This window comes from Lentzea sp. NBC_00516 (genome assembly GCF_036346835.1).
Classification (GTDB): domain Bacteria; phylum Actinomycetota; class Actinomycetes; order Mycobacteriales; family Pseudonocardiaceae; genus Lentzea; species Lentzea sokolovensis.
On sequence record NZ_CP107840.1, the window covers coordinates 2,702,709 to 2,721,150 of the forward strand.

General features: G+C 68.8%; 16 protein-coding genes. 8 read left to right on the forward strand and 8 right to left on the reverse strand.

Annotated elements, in window-relative coordinates; genetic code table 11:
* Positions 1 to 25 precede the first annotated feature (25 nt).
* From OG205_RS12105 to OG205_RS12115, 3 genes are read left to right on the forward strand one after another with little or no spacing between them, the layout of a single operon-like run.
* Positions 26 to 1,048, forward strand: coding sequence for a zinc-dependent alcohol dehydrogenase family protein (locus OG205_RS12105; protein ID WP_330276310.1), 1,023 nt, complete (start codon positions 26 to 28; stop codon positions 1,046 to 1,048).
* 57 nt (positions 1,049 to 1,105) lie between these two features.
* A complete protein-coding gene (locus tag OG205_RS12110) occupies positions 1,106 to 2,344 on the forward strand; it encodes a multidrug effflux MFS transporter (RefSeq protein WP_330276311.1) in 1,239 nt (412 codons plus the stop codon).
* Positions 2,341 to 2,808, forward strand: a complete 468-nt coding sequence (locus OG205_RS12115; RefSeq protein ID WP_330276312.1) for a cyclophilin-like fold protein — start codon at positions 2,341 to 2,343, stop codon at positions 2,806 to 2,808. The genes OG205_RS12110 and OG205_RS12115 overlap by 4 nt, the downstream gene beginning before the upstream one ends.
* 12 nt (positions 2,809 to 2,820) lie before the next feature.
* On the opposite strand, the gene OG205_RS12120 is transcribed toward OG205_RS12115, so the two are convergent.
* The 3 genes from OG205_RS12120 to OG205_RS12130 are packed head-to-tail and all read right to left on the reverse strand — an operon-like array spanning position 2,821 to position 5,503.
* The gene (locus tag OG205_RS12120; RefSeq protein WP_330276313.1) at positions 2,821 to 3,663 is read right to left on the reverse strand and encodes an alpha/beta fold hydrolase; all 843 of its coding nucleotides are present in this window, start codon (positions 3,661 to 3,663) and stop codon (positions 2,821 to 2,823) included.
* 18 nt (positions 3,664 to 3,681) lie between these two features.
* Positions 3,682 to 4,686 (reverse strand): NADP-dependent oxidoreductase, encoded by a 1,005-nt coding sequence (locus OG205_RS12125; RefSeq protein WP_330276314.1) that lies wholly within the window; start codon positions 4,684 to 4,686, stop codon positions 3,682 to 3,684.
* A 1-nt stretch (position 4,687) separates the two neighbouring features.
* Positions 4,688 to 5,503: an oxidoreductase gene (locus OG205_RS12130; protein ID WP_330276315.1), complete on the reverse strand. Its 816-nt coding sequence runs from the start codon at positions 5,501 to 5,503 to the stop codon at positions 4,688 to 4,690.
* A gap of 117 nt (positions 5,504 to 5,620) precedes the next feature.
* Between OG205_RS12130 and OG205_RS12135 the strand changes: the two genes are divergently transcribed.
* Positions 5,621 to 6,217 (forward strand): TetR/AcrR family transcriptional regulator, encoded by a 597-nt coding sequence (locus OG205_RS12135; protein WP_330276316.1) that lies wholly within the window; start codon positions 5,621 to 5,623, stop codon positions 6,215 to 6,217.
* Positions 6,218 to 6,637: 420 nt separating this feature from the next.
* Here OG205_RS12135 and OG205_RS12140 read toward each other — a convergent pair whose 3' ends face one another.
* A complete protein-coding gene (locus tag OG205_RS12140; RefSeq protein WP_330278150.1) occupies positions 6,638 to 9,265 on the reverse strand; it encodes an ATP-binding protein in 2,628 nt (875 codons plus the stop codon).
* On the opposite strand from OG205_RS12140, the gene OG205_RS12145 reads away from it, so the two are divergent.
* From OG205_RS12145 to OG205_RS12155, 3 genes are read left to right on the forward strand one after another with little or no spacing between them, the layout of a single operon-like run.
* Positions 9,179 to 9,658 carry a hypothetical protein gene (locus OG205_RS12145; protein ID WP_330278389.1) on the forward strand — a complete coding sequence of 160 codons (480 nt, stop codon included), beginning with the start codon at positions 9,179 to 9,181 and terminating at the stop codon, positions 9,656 to 9,658. The two genes, OG205_RS12140 and OG205_RS12145, sit on opposite strands and share 87 nt — an antisense overlap.
* Before the next feature lie 31 nt (positions 9,659 to 9,689).
* Positions 9,690 to 10,880: a hypothetical protein gene (locus OG205_RS12150; protein WP_330276317.1), complete on the forward strand. Its 1,191-nt coding sequence runs from the start codon at positions 9,690 to 9,692 to the stop codon at positions 10,878 to 10,880.
* Positions 10,877 to 11,230: a hypothetical protein gene (locus tag OG205_RS12155; protein WP_330276318.1), complete on the forward strand. Its 354-nt coding sequence runs from the start codon at positions 10,877 to 10,879 to the stop codon at positions 11,228 to 11,230. The genes OG205_RS12150 and OG205_RS12155 overlap by 4 nt, the downstream gene beginning before the upstream one ends.
* On the opposite strand, the gene OG205_RS12160 is transcribed toward OG205_RS12155, so the two are convergent.
* Complete coding sequence (locus tag OG205_RS12160) at positions 11,143 to 13,317, reverse strand: tetratricopeptide repeat protein (protein WP_330276319.1); 2,175 nt, start codon at positions 13,315 to 13,317, stop codon at positions 11,143 to 11,145. The genes OG205_RS12155 and OG205_RS12160 overlap by 88 nt on opposite strands.
* Positions 13,250 to 14,056: a helix-turn-helix domain-containing protein gene (locus OG205_RS12165; protein ID WP_330276320.1), complete on the reverse strand. Its 807-nt coding sequence runs from the start codon at positions 14,054 to 14,056 to the stop codon at positions 13,250 to 13,252. The genes OG205_RS12160 and OG205_RS12165 overlap by 68 nt, the downstream gene beginning before the upstream one ends.
* Positions 14,057 to 14,421: 365 nt before the next feature.
* Here OG205_RS12165 and OG205_RS12170 point away from each other — a divergent pair, with 365 nt between their 5' ends.
* Entirely contained in the window at positions 14,422 to 15,162 is a 741-nt protein-coding gene (locus OG205_RS12170) for a ribonuclease activity regulator RraA (protein ID WP_330276321.1), read from the forward strand.
* A gap of 1 nt (position 15,163) precedes the next feature.
* Here OG205_RS12170 and OG205_RS12175 read toward each other — a convergent pair whose 3' ends face one another.
* Positions 15,164 to 16,441 (reverse strand): mandelate racemase/muconate lactonizing enzyme family protein, encoded by a 1,278-nt coding sequence (locus OG205_RS12175; RefSeq protein ID WP_330276322.1) that lies wholly within the window; start codon positions 16,439 to 16,441, stop codon positions 15,164 to 15,166.
* Positions 16,438 to 18,441 (reverse strand): ABC transporter permease, encoded by a 2,004-nt coding sequence (locus tag OG205_RS12180; RefSeq protein WP_330276323.1) that lies wholly within the window; start codon positions 18,439 to 18,441, stop codon positions 16,438 to 16,440. Before OG205_RS12180 ends, OG205_RS12175 begins: the two co-directional genes overlap by 4 nt.
* Position 18,442 lies beyond the last annotated feature (1 nt).

Here is an 18,442-nt window from a genome sequence, read left to right on the forward strand (position 1 = left end):
AAACACCCCAGGAGAGAGGACCACCATGCGCGGCGCTGTGCTGCACGCCCCCGGCGACGTCCGGATCGAGGAACGCGACGACCCCAGGATCATCGTCTCGACCGACGCCGTCATCCGCCTGTCCGCGACCTGTGTCTGCGGGTCGGACCTGTGGCCCTATCGCGGGATCGAACCCGTCGACGGCCCGACCCCGATGGGCCACGAGTACGCCGGCATCGTCGAGGCCGTCGGCGATGACGTCACGACGGTCAAGCCCGGCCAGTTCGTGGTCGGCTCGTTCTTCGCCTCCGACAACACCTGTGAGATCTGCCGGGCCGGCTACCAGTCCTCGTGCGTTCGCCGCGAACCGATGGGCGCACTCGGCGCGCAGGCCGAGCTGCTGCGCGTGCCTCTCGCGGACGGCACGCTCGTCGCCACTCCGGGCATCCCGGACGACGACCTGATCCCCGGCCTGCTGGCCGCCTCCGACGTGCTGGGCACCGGCTGGTTCGGCGCCGTCGCCGCGCAGGCCGGTCCCGGCAGGACGGTCGCGGTCGTCGGCGACGGCGCCGTCGGCCTTCTCGCGGTGCTGGCGGCCAGGCAACTCGGCGCCGAGCGGATCATCGCGATGAGCCGCCACGAGTCGCGGCAACGGCTCGCGCTGGAGTACGGGGCGACCGACGTCGTCATCGAACGCGGCGACGACGGCGTGGCCAGGATCAAGGAGCTGACCGGCGGGCTCGGCGCGCACAGCGTGATCGAGGCGGTCGGCACCCAGGAGTCGATGCTGCAGGCCATCCGCTCCACGCGGCCCGGCGGGCACGTCGGCCACGTCGGAGTCGCCCACGACGTCGCGTTGGACGGCCAGGAGCTGTTCTTCTCCCACGTCCACCTGCACGGCGGCCCCGCCCCGGTCCGCCAGTACCTGCCCCGGCTGATCGAGCTGGTCTGGAACCGCCGGATCGACCCCGGCAAGGTCTTCGACCTCGACCTTCCGCTCGACCAGGCCGCCGAGGCGTACCGGGCCATGGACGAGCGCCGTGCCGTCAAAGCCCTGCTGCGCGTCTGACCGAACACCCTTCCTCAACCGAAAGGATGCCGCGTGAGCCACGCTCACAGTCCCGCCGTGAGCCGCTCCCTGGCGGTCGTGCTCTGCCTGCTGACGGTCTTCGGCCCGATCTCCATGGACCTCTACCTGCCCGTGCTGCCCGCGCTCACCACGGAGCTGAACGCCACGACGTCGGCCGCGCAGCTGACCATCACCGCCTGCCTGCTGGGCCTGGCGCTCGGTCAGGTCGTCGCGGGGCCGATCTCCGACCGCTTCGGACGCCGCTCGCCCCTGCTGGCGGGCGTCCTCGCCTACATCGTCACCTCGGCCCTGTGCGCTTTCAGCCCCACCATCCCCGCGCTCGTCGCCGCGCGTTTCGTGCAGGGACTGGCAGGCGCGGTGGGCATCGTCATCGCCCAGGCCGCAGGCCGTGACCTCTACCGCGGCAGCGAACTCGTGCGGTACTACGGTCGCCTGACGGTGATCGCCGGACTCGCCGCGATCATCGGCCCGGTCCTGGGCGGACAGCTCGCCGCCCTCACCGACTGGCGCGGCCTGTTCGTCTTCCTCGCCGCGGTCGGTGTGCTGATCCTGCTCGCCTGCCTGATCATCTTCCGCGAGACGCTGCCCGGACCGCAGCGCACCACCGGCGGCCTCGGCCAGACCTGCCGCGACTTCCGCCGCCTGCTCTCCGACCGGGTCCTGCTGGGCGCGGTGCTGGTCACCGGCCTGGTCAACGCCGCGCTGTTCGCCTACCTCAGTGGCGCCACGTTCGTCCTGCAGGACATCTACGGACTCTCCCCTCAGGGCTACTCGTTCGCGTTCGGCCTGAACTCGCTCGGGTTCATGCTGTTCGGCTTCACGGCGGCACGCCTCTGCGAACGCTGGTCCGAACAGGGCACCCTGGTCGCGGGACTGGCGATGTGCCTGGCCGGCGCGGGAGGACTGCTGGTCACCGCCGTTCTCCACCTGCCAGTGATGGCCGTGATCCTCTCCCTGTTCACCATGGTCGCCGGTGTCGCCACGACCACCCCGCCGACGACGTCCCTCGCCCTGGCGAACTACCCCGAGCTCGCCGGTACCGCCTCCTCGTTGCTCGGACTGGCCCGCTTCGGCCTCGGCGCCCTCGCCGCACCGCTCGTCGGCCTCGGAGGCAGCCACGACGCCCTCCCCCTCGGGCTCGTCACCGTCGCCGCCACCCTGCTCGCCGCCCTCGGCTACCTGGCCACCATCCGCAACCGCACCAGCGACGCCCAGGCGGGCGAGATCAGCACCCGCGCCGCCGTTCACACCGGGATCAGCGAAGGACTCCGATGAACACAGCCAAGATCTCGGCTTTCGCCATGATCCTCACGCTCCTGACCGCGTGCGGCAGCGTCGACCAACCGAGCTCGGCGAACACCCAGAACCCACCGGAAGCGTCCGCCATGAGGATTCGTGTCACGATCGGCCAGACGCCCCTGGACGCCAGGCTGCTCGACAACGCCACCGCCCGTGACTTCGCCTCTCTGCTCCCGCTGACGATCCACATGAAGGACCTGCACGGTGAGGAGAAGTACGGCCCGCTGCAGAGACCGCTCGCGGCCGGCACCGGACAGAGCACTCACGCGGTGGGAGATTTCGGCTTCTGGTCACCGGGAACCGAGATCGCCGTCTACTACCGGGATGGCGAGTCCATCCCCGGTCCCGGCATCGTCATGATCGGCAGGATCGACCGGCTCGGGGACGCGCTCTCGCAGTCCGACGACACCGTCGACGTCACCTTCTCGGCCGCGGACTGACACCGATCGCGGTCACGCCTCGAGAAACCTGAGAGCCTCGGCGACGAACTCGTCGTGGTACTGGAAGATGCCGCCGTGCCCCGCATCCGGGTACAGCGTGAGCCGGGCGTCGGGCAGGCGCCGGGCGAGATCGGCGGAGTTGCTGCTCGGAACCATCCTGTCGTGGTCACCGTTCGCGACGAGGACCGGCTGCCGGATCACCGTCAGGTCGGCAGGCCGCTGAACGCCCCACGCGTGGATCGCTTTGAGCTGGTTGCGGAACGCCGTCACGGAGATCGGCTTGTCCCGGTCGTCCGCGCGTTCCTTCAGCCGGTTCACGAACTGCCGCGCCGTCGCCTTGCCGTTGGCCGTCCGGGTGAAGAAGAGGTATTCCTTGGGATCCTTGAAGGTGAGTAGGGCTTTCAGGGTGTCGAGCACGGTGACGGCGGTGACCCTGTCGATGCCCTCGCCACCGGCCGGACCGGTGCCCGCGAGGATCATCCTGCGCACGAGTCGCGGTTCCCGCTCGGCGATCACCTGGGCGACGAAGCCGCCCAGCGAGAAGCCGAGGAGATCGACCTGGTCGTGGCCCAGCGCCCGGACGAAGGCGACGGCGTCCCGTGCCATCTCGTCCACCGAGCGCGGTGTCCTGCCCTGCGAGGCACCGACTCCCCTGTTGTCGAAGGTGATCACCCGGTGCCGGGCGGCGACGCCGTCCACGACACGGGGATCCCAGTTGTCCAGCACCGCGGCCAGGTGGTTCAGGAAGATCACCGGCGTGCCGGTGTCCTGGCCGAGTTCCCGGTAGGCGAGCGTTGTGCCACCGATGTCGGCGGTCCTGGTCGGCGTGTCCTTGTAAGCGGTGATCACGGTCATGACTCCTCCTCGGACGAACTACCTGACCTTCACGACGACCTTGCCCTTGGCGCGTCCTGTTTGGACGTACGCCATGGCGTCGTTGGTCGCCTCGAAGGGGAAGATCCGGTCCACGACCGGTGTGATGACGCCGGCGTCGATGAGCGAGGTGATCTCGCCCAGCTGCTTCCCGTTCGCCCGCATGAAGAGGAACGAGTAACTGACCTGGCGGCGCCGGGCGGCCTTCCTGACGCTGTGGCTCAAAATGCGCATCACCGGCCGCAGGAACCACGGCTTGCCGAGCTCCCTGGCGAAGGCGGGGTCCGGTGGGCCGGAGATCGAGACGAGTTTCCCGCCGGGCTTCAGCACGCGCAGCGACTTCCTGAGCGTCTCGTCGTCCTGGCTGTTCAGCACCACGTCGTAGTCGCGCAGGACGGTTTCGAAGTCGTCCTCGCGGTAGTCGATGACGACATCGGCGCCGAGCCGCTCGACCAGGTCGGCGTTGGCCGCGCTGGTCGTCGTGGCCACGGTGGCGCCCAGGTGTTTCGCCAGCTGGATCGCGAACGTCCCGACACCGCCGGCACCGGCCTGGATGAAGACCTTCTGCCCCTTGCGCACGCCGGCGATCTCGACCAGTGCCTGCCAGGCGGTCAGGCCTACCAGCGGGATCGCGGCCGCCTCCTCCATCGTGAGCCGCTCCGGCTTCAGCGCCAGGTCGCTTTCCTTGATGGAGATGAGTTCCGCGAAGGTGCCGATCCGATCCTTGTCCGGTCGCGCGTAGACCTCGTCGCCGGGCTGGAACCTCCGCACCCCGGCACCGACACCGATCACGACGCCGGCGACGTCGTTGCCCAGGACGAACGGCGGGCGGTAGGGCAGGACGAGCTTGAACTCCCCGTCCCTGATCTTGACGTCCAGGGCGTTGACGCCCGCGGCGTGGATCTGGACCAGCACGTCGTGCTCACCCACCTCCGGCTCCGGCACGTCGCCGGCCCGAAGGACGTTGTCGCTCTTGCCGTAGCGATCGACGATGAACGCCCGCACGTCAGCCCACCATCCGGTTCAGCTTGCGGACGCTCCTGTCGAACGCCCACGCGGGGGCGACACGGCGAAGCGCACTGACACGCGCGGCGGTCGAGCCCGCGGTGTAGCGCCGCTTCGGTTTCGGCTCGGTGGCCGCCGTGGCGATCACCCCGGCGACGAGCGCGGGATCGTCGCCACCCCTCATCGACTCCGCCATCACGTCGTCGTAGGCGCGTCGCTGGCGCGCGTAGACCGGCAGCGGGCTGTCGGCCTGCACCATGTTCGCGTCGAACGGGCTGTTGGTGGGACCGGGCTGGACGCGCACGACCTGAATGCCCTGTTCGCGAACCTCGTGATCGAGCGACTCGGAGTACCCCTCGACCGCGTGCTTGGTCGCGACGTAGACGGCCATGAACGGGTTGGGGACGAACCCGGCCACGGACGAGACGTTGATGATGCGGCCGCTGCCACGGGCGCGCATGTGCGGCAGGACGGCCTTCGTCATGCGCATCAGGCCGAAGACGTTGACGTCGAAGACCGTCTGCGCCTGAGCCACGGAGATCTCCTCCGCGGCGCCGTTGGCACCGACACCGGCGTTGTTCACCAGGACGTCGAGCCGCCCGAACCGGTCGAGCACCTGCCCGACGACGGCGACGACCGACTCGTCGCCGGTGACGTCGAGGTCCAGGAACGTCACGCCGTCGGCAGGAGTGATCCTCGAGGAGTCACGACTCGTGCCGACCACCCGGAAACCCGCCTTCGCCAGGGCGACCGTGGCCGCCTTGCCGATGCCTGAGGACGCACCGGTCACAAGCGCGACCTGCGGTGTTGCTGTCATCACGAGCTCCAACCCATTGGATTATGATCGTACGACCATAAGACGGGACGGACCCCGGGGCAAGAGTTCCGGCAGATTTAGATTATGATCGTACTAACATCGAGGCCGGAGGAGCACATGGCGAGGTACGGCAAAGAGCACAAGCTGGCGACGAGACAGCGGATCATCGAGACGGCGGGCCGCCGGTTCAAGCGCAGCGGCATCGACGGCTCCGGCGTCGCCACGCTCATGGCGGACGCGGGACTGACCAACGGCGCCTTCTACGCGCACTTCGAGTCCAAAGAGGACCTGGTCGCCACCGCCGTCACCGACCAGCTGCGCGACCAGCGCGAGCAACTCGCGGCCGTCGCACCCGGCCGCGCCGGCGTGGAGCAGATCGTCCGCGCGTACCTCTCCCCCGAGCACCGCGACAACCCGGAGGAGGGCTGCCCGTCCGCGGCCCTGCTCGACGAGATCGGCCGCTGCGGAGACCCGACGAAGCAGGCCTACACCGACAGCGTGCTGGCGATCATGGACGACTTCGCCGCCCGCCTCGCACCACACGACCCGCAGTCGGCTCGCACCACGGTTCTCAGCGTCTACGCCCTCATGGTCGGCACGTTGCAACTGTCCCGTGCTCTGACCGACCGGCGGCTCGCCGACGAGCTCCTGGACCAGGGCATCCGCAACGCATTTGCGGTGCTGGACGGCGAAAGCGCCACCTCCCAGGAGTGACGAAGCCGCCAGAGATCACCCACGGCGAGGTCGCGGCGCAATCGACGTGGAACAGGTCGGACGCCAGCACGCCTCGGGCACAGCGGCATTCCCACGACCATCGACACTGGGGCGAAGCAGGGACGACCGGCCAATGGCCTGCTGGCCATACCTGGGTCGCAGTGTCCTGACCAACCGTCCACAGTGAAGTAACGGGCCCTGTCGGTTCAGCCGACAGGGCACCAAAGTCACTTAGAGTAACCGCACTTGATCCACCACGGCCAGATGAAGCACTCGTCCTGGGCGCTCATGGTCGCTTTGAGGTTCGTCTGCACAGCGATGACCTTAGGCCCGCGCCTTGAAACCTCTCCATCCGGGGGCCCACGCGATCATGAGTGCAACCTGGAGATTCCGCCGTGCGGACCTGAGCGACGCCGCCGTTCAGTCGATCTTCAGGCCGAGGTGCTCGCGGAGTGAGTCGCGCAGGAGCTCATCAGAGGACGGGCAAAGGTCCAGCGCTCTCATCCATGCGACGACAGCCGCCTCCTCATCGCCCAGAGCGGTGAGCACGTGCCCGATCAGGTGAAGCGACTTCGTGGCCGCGTAGAGCTCGTGCAGCTCCTCGGCCAGAGCGATCGCCTGGCCGGCGTGCTCGCGCGCCAGGTCGAGTTCCCCGAGGTCGTACTCGATGGCCGCGAGGGTGCACTGCGCTCGGCAGGCCTCCACGCGGTCACCGGTCGTGCGGTGCGCCCGAAGGCCCTGAAGGCAGTACTCGAGCCCGATCTCCGGCTCGCCCAGCTCCTGATGCAGCGCGGCGAGCGCCGTGAGGGTCGCGCCCTGGCCACGCACGTGCCCGATCTCCAGCCGGATCCTCAATCCCTCCAAATAGGACGCTCGCGCCTCGTCGAACTGCCCCAGCCGGTGCAGGGCCATGCCCATGCGGTGAAACTGGTAGCCCTCGCCTTCGCGCAACCCGAGCCGGCGGTGGATCGGCAGCGACTCTTGGTAGTACCGCAGTGCCGTGCGGTCGTCGCCGTGTTCGAAGTGGACGATGCCGATGTTGTTGAGGCTCACGGCCTCGCACAACTCGAAGCAGGCTCGCCTCGCCATCGCGAGATTCATCGTGAACTGCCGGTAGGCGTCGTCCAGACGGTGCACGTTCAGATACAGCAACCCCAAGTTGTTCCGCGTACCCATCTCGGCCTCGCCATCGCCGGTGGCCTTCGCGGACTCCAGCGCGATCTCGTGGCACGCGAGCATGTCGTCGTGGTTTCCCGATCTCTCGGACACCTCGTGCAACGCCGCGGGCAGGCGCCACGCGTGCTCGTGGAACCCTTTGTCCGCAGCGAGTTTCGTGACGGCGACGATGTTCTCCCGCTCGAGCGCACACCAGTCCAGCGCCTCCTGGTCCGCAGAGAAGATCACGCGGTCCACCACGACGCATGAGACGGGAAGCGGCGGCACGGGACGGCTCTGCGGAGAAAGCAGGGTGAACACGTCGATGGCCGTCTCCACGTACCAGGTCAGCAGCCGTTCGACCGCCTGGCGCCGTTCCCCCGGCGCGTCGATCTCACGGGCGCGGTCGGCCGCGTACTGGTGAAGCAGATCGTGGAACCTGAACCCGCCGGCGACGTCGTGGTCCAGCAGGTGCGCTCTGGCCAGACGCTTCAGGCACCGGTTCGCCCGCGAGGAGGTGATTCCGGCGAGGGCGGCGGCGCTGTCCCCGTGCAGGCGTGGTCCCGGATGCAGTCCGACGGCGCGGAACACCCGCGCGGTGTCCGGTGCGAGTGCCTGGTACGACCAGGAGAAGACCGCGTCCAGGCTGTACGTCTCCTCGTCACCCGAGATGAGCACGCGGTGTGCCCGGAACTGCCCCGCGAGGTCCGCGAGCGTCTCCCGCGGCCGGTCCGCGACGTGCTGTCCGATGATCTTCAGCGCGAGCGGCAGACCTCCAGACAACGTCGTGAGCTCGTCCAGTCCCCACGGGTCCTGGGCCGCGCGGTCCTGGCCGATCATGCTCTGAAGGAGGTCGACGCACTCGGCGTGCGCCAGCTCCGGCACGACCAGGGCGTACGCCCCCTCGTTGATCACGAGTTCGGGCAGCCGGTCCCTGCTCGTCAGCAGGATGAAGGCCTCCCCCGCCGCGTCCACCAGTGACCGCACCTGCGCGGCGTCGCGCACGTTGTCCAGCACCAGCAGCACCCCGCCTCCGGCCAGGGCCCTGCGCAACGCCCGCGACCTGTGCTCGGCGGCGATCGGGATCTGGTCCGCGGGCACCCCGAGCCGCTCGAGGAGCAACGCCAGCGCGTTGTCTGCGGTGAGCGGTTCGTCAGGTCCATACCCCCTCATGTCCAGCAGTACCCTGCCGCCCGCGAAGTGCTCGCGGTGCAGGTTCGCCCAGTGCACCGCCAACCTGGTCTTACCAACGGCGGGCATGCCGTGCAGCACGACGGCAGGCGGGTGCGGGTACGTCCGCGCGTCGAGGAACGCGTCCAGCCGGTCGAGCAGGGCCACCCTCCCTTTGAACGGCCCTCGCAGGCTCGGGAAGTCGTACCCCGGCGGCTCCGGCGGTTTCGGCGCGTCGTCCCGCACGCCGGCGTGCGGCGCTTCGAGCATCCGGCTGTAGAGGCGTTCCAGTTCCAGCGCCGGCGGGCTGCCGTACTCGTTGTGCAGCAGCCGCCGGAACCGCATGTAGTACGCGGTCGCGCCATTGCGGTCGCCCACGCCCTCCATCGCCAGCATCCGGAACCGGGCCAGCGTCTCGTCCAGTGGGTGCTGCTCGATCAGCGGCACCAGTTGCTGCAGCACCTCGACGTGCTCGGACAGCCTGAGCTGAGCCTCGAACAACGCGTAGTAGGCCCGCAACAGGTCGTTGGCCACCATGACCGAACGTTTTTCCGTGCCCCATTCACCACGCACGTCCGCGAGCGGAATTCCACCCCACAGGCCGATCGCCTCGGAAAGAAGCCGCTTCGCCCGCAAATGATCACCAGCCGAGTTCGCGGCCCGCCCGGCGGCGGTCAGACGGCTGAACCGGTGATAGTCGACAAGATCGGAATCGAGGTCCAGACGATATGCGTCACCCTCTCGACGAACTCGAAACTGGACGCCGGAATTGACAAGCGCCTTTCGCATTCTGCAGATCTGCACCTGCAGATTCTTGCGCGCGCTGACCCGCTCACGGTCCGGCCAGAGGACCTTGACCAGGGTCTCCACCGACACGGGACGGGCAACGTTGAGCAGGAGCACGGTCAGCAGCGCTCGCTGTTTCAACGCGCCGAGGTCTGCGGACCGCGTACCCACTCGCAGGGTGGTGGGCCCCAGGATCGTGAACAACACAAAGACACCTCCCCCCTCGGGCAACAAATCCTAACGGCGACCGCCAGCGACCAGGAACCTTTCTGCAACCGAACTGCAAGTTCACTGGCAAATGTCACCCGGATGCTCTCCATCGACTCCTGAATTTCTCTTCGATATGGAAAGCAGGTCAGGCATGGGCGCAACGGAGTGGCTGGACGTTCCAGTGGGAATCAACGCCGACCGGTGGGTGACGCGGCGCAACTGCCGGACGGTGCTCGCCGTCGGGCACACGGTCACCAGCTGCGAGCGGTTGCTCGAAGCGGTGGAACTGCTGGAGTCCGACTGGCGCGTGCAGGTGGTGTGGACGCAGGCGCCCGACGCGTTCGGCAACGGCGTGGCCGACTTCCTCCGGGCGACCGGCGGGGTCGTGCTGCCGTGGGAGCAGGCCAGGCGGCATGGCTTCGACCTCGCCCTGGCCTGCGCGTACGGCTCACTGCATCAGGTGCACGCGCCGGTCGTGGTGATGCCGCACGGAGCGGGCTACGCGAAGGGGCGGACGGTCTCCGGGACGATGCGCCCCTACGGCCTGGACGGCCAACGCCTGCTGCACAACGGGAAGCCCGTGGCGCAACTGGTCGTGTTGTCGCACGACCAGCAGCTCGACGTGCTGAAGGAGCAGTGCCCGGAGGCCGCCGACGTGGCGGAGGTGATCGGGGACCTCTGCTACGACCGGCTCGTCGCCAGCGTTCCGTCCCGCGACGCCTATCGGGAGGCGCTGGGCGTCACGCCAGAGCAGGAACTCGTCGTCGTGGCGTCCACCTGGGGCGCGAGCTCGTTGTTCGGCATGCACCTCGACCTGCTGCCGCGGCTGCTGAGCGAACTGCCCTCCGATCGCTTCCGCGTCGCCGTGCTCGTTCATCCGGCTGTGTGGTTCGGGCACGGTCCGCGGCAGGTGCGGGCCTGGCTGTCCGACTGCGTCGACGCCGGACTGCTGTTGTTCCCACCGGAACTCGACTGGCGGGCGGTGCTCGTGGCCGCCGACTACGTGCTGGGAGACCACGGCTCCACGGCGACCTATGCGGCGGCGATCGGCAAGGCCGTGCTGCTCGTCGACTCGCCGCCTCAGCTCGCGGTGGCCGACATCGCGCCCCAGTCCAGGCTGGCGGGGCTCGCGCCACGGCTCCAGCTCGACCAGCCGCTCCTGGGGCAGCTGCGGGACGGCGCCAGAGCCGCGGCGTCCGTCGCGGAGGCCGTGTCCGCACGACCCGCTCGCGCCGCGGGCAACCTGCGGCGGTCCTTCTACCGGCTGCTGGGACTGTCCCAGCCGGGATCGCACCGCGCCCTGGCGCCGGTGCCCGTTCCGCACGACTGGCGCCGACCGTGACGCCGGACCCCGTGGTGGTGGACGCGGCCGATGGCCTCATGCCACGCGCCTGCGCACTCGCGGACGTCATCCGCACTTCCTCGCCTGGCGTGAACCTCGGTTGGGCGCTCGGGGTGTTCGCCCAACTGCCCGGTCTCACGCTGGTCGTCGTGGAGCTGCCGACCGGCGACTCCGTGTTCGTGGGGCGACGAGGCAGGGTCTGCACCGGTCGCACGCGGGCAGGGTTGGTGAAGGACGTCTACCGCTGGTGGGTCGGCGCCGGTCAGTCCAGCGCGCTCAGCCGTTGCCGTGCGATGCCGGCCTTGGACGAGCCCAGCGAGCGGAACGCGTCTTCGGCCGACTGGAACTGAGCACGTGCGCGCTCTGTCTCTCCTGCCGCACCCGCGATCTCTCCCAGGGCCAGATGAGCTTCGGCCTGGCCGTTGACGGAGCCGAGCGAGGTCATCGCCCGCAGCCCCGCCGCCGCCGCCTCCTCCGCGGCGGCGAGGGAGCTGGTGCGGCACAGCGCCACCGCCGACGCGACCAGCGCCCGCGCGGCGTTGTACGGGTCGGATTCCGCCGCCTCTCCGAGGATCCGGCGGGCTCGGTCGAGACGGGGCACGGCCTCTCGCGGCCTGTCCAGGTCGAGCAGGATCAGTCCGAGGTTGATCAACGTCAGCCCGACGAGCCGCGGTGCGCCGAGTTCCCCGGCCGCCGCGGCCACTCGTTCGTACTGCGCACGGGCGTCCTCCAGCCTCCCGGTGTCCCAGTACAGGCGCGCGAAGCTCCTGCCGGTGTCGCACAGCGCGCGTTGGTCGCCGAGCGCGGCCCACAACCGCATCGACGCGGCGTACTCGCGTTCGGCCTCCTCGTACCTCCCCGCGATCGTGTACGCCCGGCCGAGCCGCTTGCGCATGTCCGCCTCGGCGAACCTCTCGCCCCACCGCCGGGCCGCTTCGACGCCGAGCTCGTCCACGGCCAGTCGATCACGATAGTGCTTGCGCAGCAGGAAGAGCGGCCAGAGCACGTCCGCCAGGTTCCAGGCCAGCTCAGCGAAACCGTGGTGCAGCAACGCCTTGCTCATGGCGATGAGGTTCGGCCGCTCCAGTTCGAGCCAGGCGAGGGCCTCGTCGCGTTCGTCGAACAGGCGCACCTCCAGCGGCGGAACCGAGTGCACGTAGGGAAGACGTCTCCGATACGGGGTGAGTACCTCGTCCGCCTTCCGGGCCGTCGCGAGATACCACTCGCCGATGCGGCGCAGTGTCGCCGACACCTCCGCCGGGGGCTCGTCGAGCCTCAGCCGCTGCTGGGCGTGCAACCGCAGGAGGTTGTGGAACCTGTACCTCTCCTCGGCGGGTTCTTCGATCAAACTCGCCTCCAGCAACGACTCCAGGAGCTCTCCCGCGTCACCGGCCACCGCCGCGGACGCGACCTCGCCGCCGAACTCCCCGTCGGGGTGCAGGCTCAGCCTGCGGTACAACGTCGCCGCGGCGGGCGCGAGCATCTTGTACGAAAGATCGAAACAGGCCTGCACCGACAACTCCCCAGCCGAGGACAACCTCGCCAGCCTCGACTGCTCGGCCGCGAGTTCGTCGTAGATCCTGCGCACCGACCACCGCGACCGGACCAGCAGTCGCGCGGCGGCGACCCGGATGGCGATGGGCAGCCCGCCGCACAACGCCACCAGGTCCTCGGACCGCTTCCTCTCCTTCGCCACCCGGCTCTCGCCGACCGTCGCCGTCAGCATCGACACGGCGGCCGACTGGGAGAGCGGTCCCACCTCGACGAGGTGCGCGCCGTCGCTGACGAGTCCGGTCAGCCTGCTCCGGCTGCTGACGACCACGACACTCGCCGCCGACGCCGGGAACAGCACTCTCGCCTGCGCGGCGGAGAAGGCGTTGTCCAGGACGACCAGCAGGGCCCTGTCCGCGGTCAGCGACCGGTACAGCGCCGCCTGTTCGGCCAGATGGACGGGCACCCGATCCGGTGGTGTGCCCAGCGCGCGCAGGAACGAACCCAGCGCGGCGCCGGGATCCGTCGGTTCGTCGAGGCTGAATCCGTTGAGGTCGACGAACAACTGGCCGTCCGGCACGTTCAGCGAACTCGCCCATTGGAGAGAGAGCGCGGTCTTGCCCACACCGGCGGGGCCGGTCAGCACCACGATCGCAGGCCGCATGGCATCGGCCGCCCGCAACGCGGCCTCCAGTTCGGCCAATTCGCCGGCACGGCCGGTGAACCGCGCGGGCGGGGCGGGTAGCTGCCGCGGGGTCGGCGTGCGAGCGCTCTCATGAACGTGCAGGCCACCGGTGATCGTCCCGGCCTGCACGACAGTGCCGCAGACTCCCTCTGCGCGGTTCTCGACGAACTCCCCTCGGTCCGGCACGGGCGTCTCACCGGCCGCCGGCGTGGGCTCCGCCCTGACCCCGCAGCCTGGTTCCCGCTTCCACGAGAAGCGCACGCACGGTCCCGAAGGCCAGCCCGTGCTTCTCGCTGAGCGCGCGAATGCTGGCACCAGTCTCGTACTCGCGGCGAATCGCCATGCCGCCGCGCAGCCTCAGCGGGTGGTCGCTGCGCAGGTGCCGGAGCACATCACCGAGAGGTTGGTCTGCGGGCTGCGGCTCGACCTCGGAGGCCGGACTCTCGCTGTCCAGTTGTTCGGGAGTCACGCCGCAGAAGAACAACAACCCGTGCAACACCTGATCGGCTTTCGGCGTCTGCGGCCGAATGCTCTTGGTGATGTCCGCCAGCATCTCCAGCGGGTGCGTTCCGTACAGCTTCGCCAGACGCACCACGCGTGTCATCGATGGTCGCCAGGTGGCGTCCTCGAACGAACGCAACGTGTCGGTGCTGACGCCGATCATGCTCGCGGCTTCTTCCCGCGCAAAACCGGAATCTTTCCGCAGCCGTTCAAGGTGCTTCCCGAGCGCGGGCTGGTACGCCTCAAGATCGTGAAATGAGTCCAGCCGGACATCGGATCGTGACCTTAATTCGCCGTCCTTCGGCATGGTCGAAGCCCCCCGGCCGTCGAGTTCGCACATCACCCGCAGGTCAGAATGAAGTGTCCGAGGGACATCGCGCAAGACTTGCTCCGTGTTAGCAGGATTACTGTTCCACCTGCTCAGGCACACCGAACGACATACGTTGGAGAGCACGTTCACGGGCAGGCCACGATCCGGCAGGGCCGGATCGGGTGGCAAGGCAAGACGTTAGCGGGAATCAAGATCGGTTTGTCAGCGCGACACGTGACACTTCCGGGTGTACAAGCATGAGTTGCTTTCAAGCCATTGTTGACCAACAACGCCTGTCGATTCTCCGTCGCTTGTCATCTTGTCGCTTTCTCTCGCATTCCGCACCGGGCGAGTCGATCCAGCGAACGCTCGTCCGCAACTCGCCCCCGCCGCCGCGTGTGCTTCAGCCGCGTTCAGTTCTGCCAGCCCTGCCAACACATCTGACCGCGTAGCCGACTTTGGTACCACCACAGGGTTCTCCGGACTAGGCTCCGGAGTGGAATCTCATCGAACTCTCCGATGGTTGCGGCCAGCGGATCCGAGGAGTCGCCGACGTGGTCGAGACGCACGACATCGTTCGCCCGCCTGCCGAGTTGAGTGCGGCCCTCGCGGCCATCGGCAGTGCGACGGCCAGCGCCGAGCTCAGCCGGATGGGCATCCGCAGCGCGTTCATCCGCGGCCCCGTTTCGGTGACGCCCGGCGTGCGCGTGGCCGGTCCGGCGCTGACGCTGCAGTTCCTGCCGAAGCGGGAGGATCTCTACCCCGTGGACGAGTACGAGGAGCCGGAGAAGCAGTTGCACCGGCACGTCATGTACCACGCCCAGCCCGGCGACATGATCGTCGTCGACGCGCGCGGTGACATGGGCAGCGGTGTGTTCGGCGAGATGATGCTGACCTACTTCAAGGGTCGCGGCGGTGCCGGCGTGGTGATCGACGGGTGCCTGCGCGACATCGGCGAGGCCAAGGAGCTCGGGCTCGGGCTGTGGATTCGGGGCGCCACACCGAACTTCCACGCCCAGACCGACATCGTCCCCGCTGCCGTCAACGTGCCGGTGGCGTGCGGTGGCACGATCGTCGTGCCGGGCGACATCGTCGTCGCCGACGACGACGGGGCGGTGGTGGTGCCGATCAAGCTCGCGCCCGCTCTGGTGGCCGTCGCCCAGGAACACGCGGAGTGGGAGGAGTTCTCCCGGATCCGGCTGTCCGAGGGCGGCGACCTGCGGCGGTACTACCCGCTGTCGGACGAGGCCCGGCCCGAGTACGAGCGGTGGCGCGCCGAGCAGGGCAAGGCCTGACTCAGCTCCACAGCCTGTCGTGGCTCGACTCCGCGTCCCAGTGCGTCGTCTCGGCGAAGAACACCGGGTCGCGCGGGTCGAGGTGGCGTTGCAGCAGTTCCTCGTCGAGGTCGCCGAACCCCAGTCCTGGCGTGTCCGGCACCGTGATGTGGCCGTTCTGGATCAGCGGCCGGGGCAGGCCGGTGACGAGGTCGCTCCAGAACTCCACCTCGGCCGCGTGGTGTTCGAGCGCCAGGAAGTTCTCCGTGGCGGCGGCCAGGTGCACGCACGCCATCGTCGCGATCGGCGACGCCGCCAGGTGCAGTGCCATCGCGATTCCGCGCTCCTGCGCGTAGTCGCCGAGCCGCTTGGTCTCCGCGATCCCGCCCGCCGTCGCCGGGTCGGGATGCACGACGCGGATGGCGCCGGCGTCGAGCAACGGCCGGAAGCCGTCGAGCAGGTAGATGTCCTCCCCCGTGCACGTCGGGACGGCGACGGCCGCGGTGAGCCGGCGCCACTGGTCGGTCAGCTGCCACGGGATCAGGTCCTCGATCCACGCCAGGGTGAACGGCTCCAGCGCGCGGCCGATCCGGATGCAGGAGTCGAGGGCGATGTGACCGAAGTGGTCGGCGGCGAGCGCGATGTCGTAGCCGACGACGGAGCGGACGGTGTCCACATAGGACGCCAGGTGGTCGACACCCTTGGCGGTGACCTGGATGCCGGTGAACGGATGCATCGTCGTCAGGTCCGCGCGGGCGCCCGGCGGCGCGATCAGCGCCCCCGGCACGTCCCACAGCAGGTCGATGCCCACGTCCATCTTCAGCATCGTGAACCCGCGCTGTTTCCGGTCCAGCAGCCTGGCGCCCATCGCGTGCGGGTCCGGCAGCGACGGAGTGTCCGCGTAGCAACGGATCTCGTCCCGGAACCGTCCCCCGATCAACGCGTACGCGGGCACTCCGTAGGCCTTGCCGGCGAGGTCCATCAGCGCCATCTCGACGCCGGAGACCCCGCCGCCCTGGCGGCCGTGGAAGCCGAACTGCTTGATCTTGCGGAAGATCTTGTCGACGTTGCAGGGATTCTCACCGACGAGCCGGCTCTTGAGCATGAGCGCGTAGGTGGCGCTGGCCTGGTCGCGCACCTCTCCGTAGCCGACCAGGCCCTGGTTGGTGTCGATCCTGATGATCGACGAGCGGAACGGCACGCCGGCCACGTTGGCCACCCGCAGGTCGGTGATGCGCAGGTCGCTCGGCCGGGACGCCGTCGCGACGTGCTCCTCCGTGATCGCCGGTGTCTCGCTCATCCCTTCACGGCCCCCGCGGTGAGGCCCTCGGTCAGGAACCTCTGACCGAACGCGTACATGGTCACGACCGGGATGCTGATCAGCAGCGAGGCCGCGGCCAGCTGTCCCTGCGGCACGACGTCACCGAAGATCATCGACTGCATGCCGACGGGCAGCGTCTTGTAGTCGTCCTTGGTGATGAACACGAAGGCGAACAGGAACTCGTTCCACGCGTTGGTGAGCGTGAACAGCGCGACCGCGAGCAGGCCGGGCTTGGCCAGCGGCAGCACGATTCGGATGAACGCCCCGAACCGCGTGCAGCCGTCGACCAGCGCGGCCTCCTCGAGGTCGGCGGGGATCGACTTGAAGTAGCCGACGAGCAGCCATGTCGCGAACGGCAGGGTGAACGTCGGATAGGCGAGCACGAGCGACCACAACGAGTCGTTGAGCCCGATCCCGCTCATCATCTGGTACAGCGGGATGAACAGCAGCGCGCCCGGCATCACGTAGGTGAGCAGGATCGTCACCGTGAAGCTCTCCGAGCCCCGGAACTTCAGTCGCGCCAACGCATAGCCCGCCAGCGCCGCGCAGACCAGGGCGATCACGGTGGACGCCACCGACACCAGGATCGTGTTGACGTACCAGGTGCCGAACGCCCTGCCCGTGAACAGGTTGGTGAACTGCTCGGTGCTCCACGGGGTCGGCCACAGGTCGTCGGTGCGCGCGACGATCTGGTTGTCGGACTTGAAGGCCGTGACCGTCATCCAGTACAGCGGGGCGAGCACGAAGCCCAGCAGACCCATGAGCGCGATCCCGCTGCCGGTACCGCTGACCACCCGTGCGGCCAGCTGGTTGCCCCGCGCGGCGAGCATGGAGACGACCCGTCCGACGGCGGCCGCGAGCAGCACGAACACGCCCAGCACGACAGCGGCCTTCCACACGATGTGCGGCGACGCCCAGACCAGGATGAGCGTCGAGCCCGCGACGATCACCCACGGCAGCGCCCTGCGCTGGGCGGGAGTGAGCCGCCTGCGCCCCATGTCGCTCGCGCCCGGCTGGTCGCTGCGCCGCATCATCCGCACGAGGATCACCACGAGGATGCCGATGATCGGCAGCATCACCAGCGTGACCGCGGCGCCCGCGCCCAGTTGCAACTGCTGAATGGCCTTCGAGTAGGCCACCATCACGTACGGGGCGGTGGCGTCCCCCGGCCCGCCCTGGGTCATCAGCCAGATCAGGTCGAAGTTGTTGAACGTCCAGATCGACGACAGCAACACCGTCACGATCATGATGTGACGCAGGCCCGGCAACGTGATGTGCACGAAGCGCTGCCACGGCGAGGCGCCGTCCACCACCGCCGCCTCGTAGAGCCCGCTGTCGATGGCCTTGAGCCCGGCGAGGAACGTCACCGTGAAGAACGGGATGCCCTTCCAGACGTTGACCAGGATGACCGCCGGCATGGCGAGCGCGGGATCGGACAGCCACTCCGCCGGCCATTTGTCGACGAGCCCGACGGCAGCGAGGGCCGGCCCGATGCCCGAGTCGGTGAGCAGGACGTTGACGCTGCCGAAGATCGGGTCGAACAACGACCGCCAGGTGAAGGCCGTGACGACCGTCGGCACGACCCACGGCAGCAGGATCACCCCGGCGATGATCGCCCGGCCGCGGCGCATGTGGTGCAGCATCATCGCCGCGATGAGGCCGAGGGTCACCTTGAATATCTCGGCGTACGCGGTGAAGACGAAGGAGTTGAGCACTCCCTTGTGGAACACGGTGTCGCCGATGAGGGCGGTGTAGTTGTCCAGTCCTACGAAGACCGTCTCCGCACCGTGGCGTTCCGTCGTGCTGGTGAGGACCGAGCTGACGATCGGGAACAGGATCAGGCCGGAGACCAGCACCAGCGTCGGCCCGATGAACACGGCGGCGAGGCGCCAGTCGCGCCCGAACATCCGCTGCGACCTGGTGTGCGAAGAAGGCCCGCGCGGCGCCGGACGAACCGGCGCCGGCCTGGTGCGCACCACG

Coding starts and splice junctions, on each gene's coding strand:
- OG205_RS12135 (WP_330276316.1), top strand. CDS start 5,621: ATGGCGAGGTACGGCAAAGAGCACAAGCTGGCGACGAGACAGCGGATC.
- OG205_RS12150 (WP_330276317.1), top strand. CDS start 9,690: ATGGGCGCAACGGAGTGGCTGGACGTTCCAGTGGGAATCAACGCCGAC.
- OG205_RS12145 (WP_330278389.1), top strand. CDS start 9,179: ATGATCACCAGCCGAGTTCGCGGCCCGCCCGGCGGCGGTCAGACGGCT.
- OG205_RS12120 (WP_330276313.1), bottom strand. CDS start 3,663: ATGACCGTGATCACCGCTTACAAGGACACGCCGACCAGGACCGCCGAC.
- OG205_RS12115 (WP_330276312.1), top strand. CDS start 2,341: ATGAACACAGCCAAGATCTCGGCTTTCGCCATGATCCTCACGCTCCTG.
- OG205_RS12105 (WP_330276310.1), top strand. CDS start 26: ATGCGCGGCGCTGTGCTGCACGCCCCCGGCGACGTCCGGATCGAGGAA.
- OG205_RS12175 (WP_330276322.1), bottom strand. CDS start 16,441: ATGAGCGAGACACCGGCGATCACGGAGGAGCACGTCGCGACGGCGTCC.
- OG205_RS12130 (WP_330276315.1), bottom strand. CDS start 5,503: ATGACAGCAACACCGCAGGTCGCGCTTGTGACCGGTGCGTCCTCAGGC.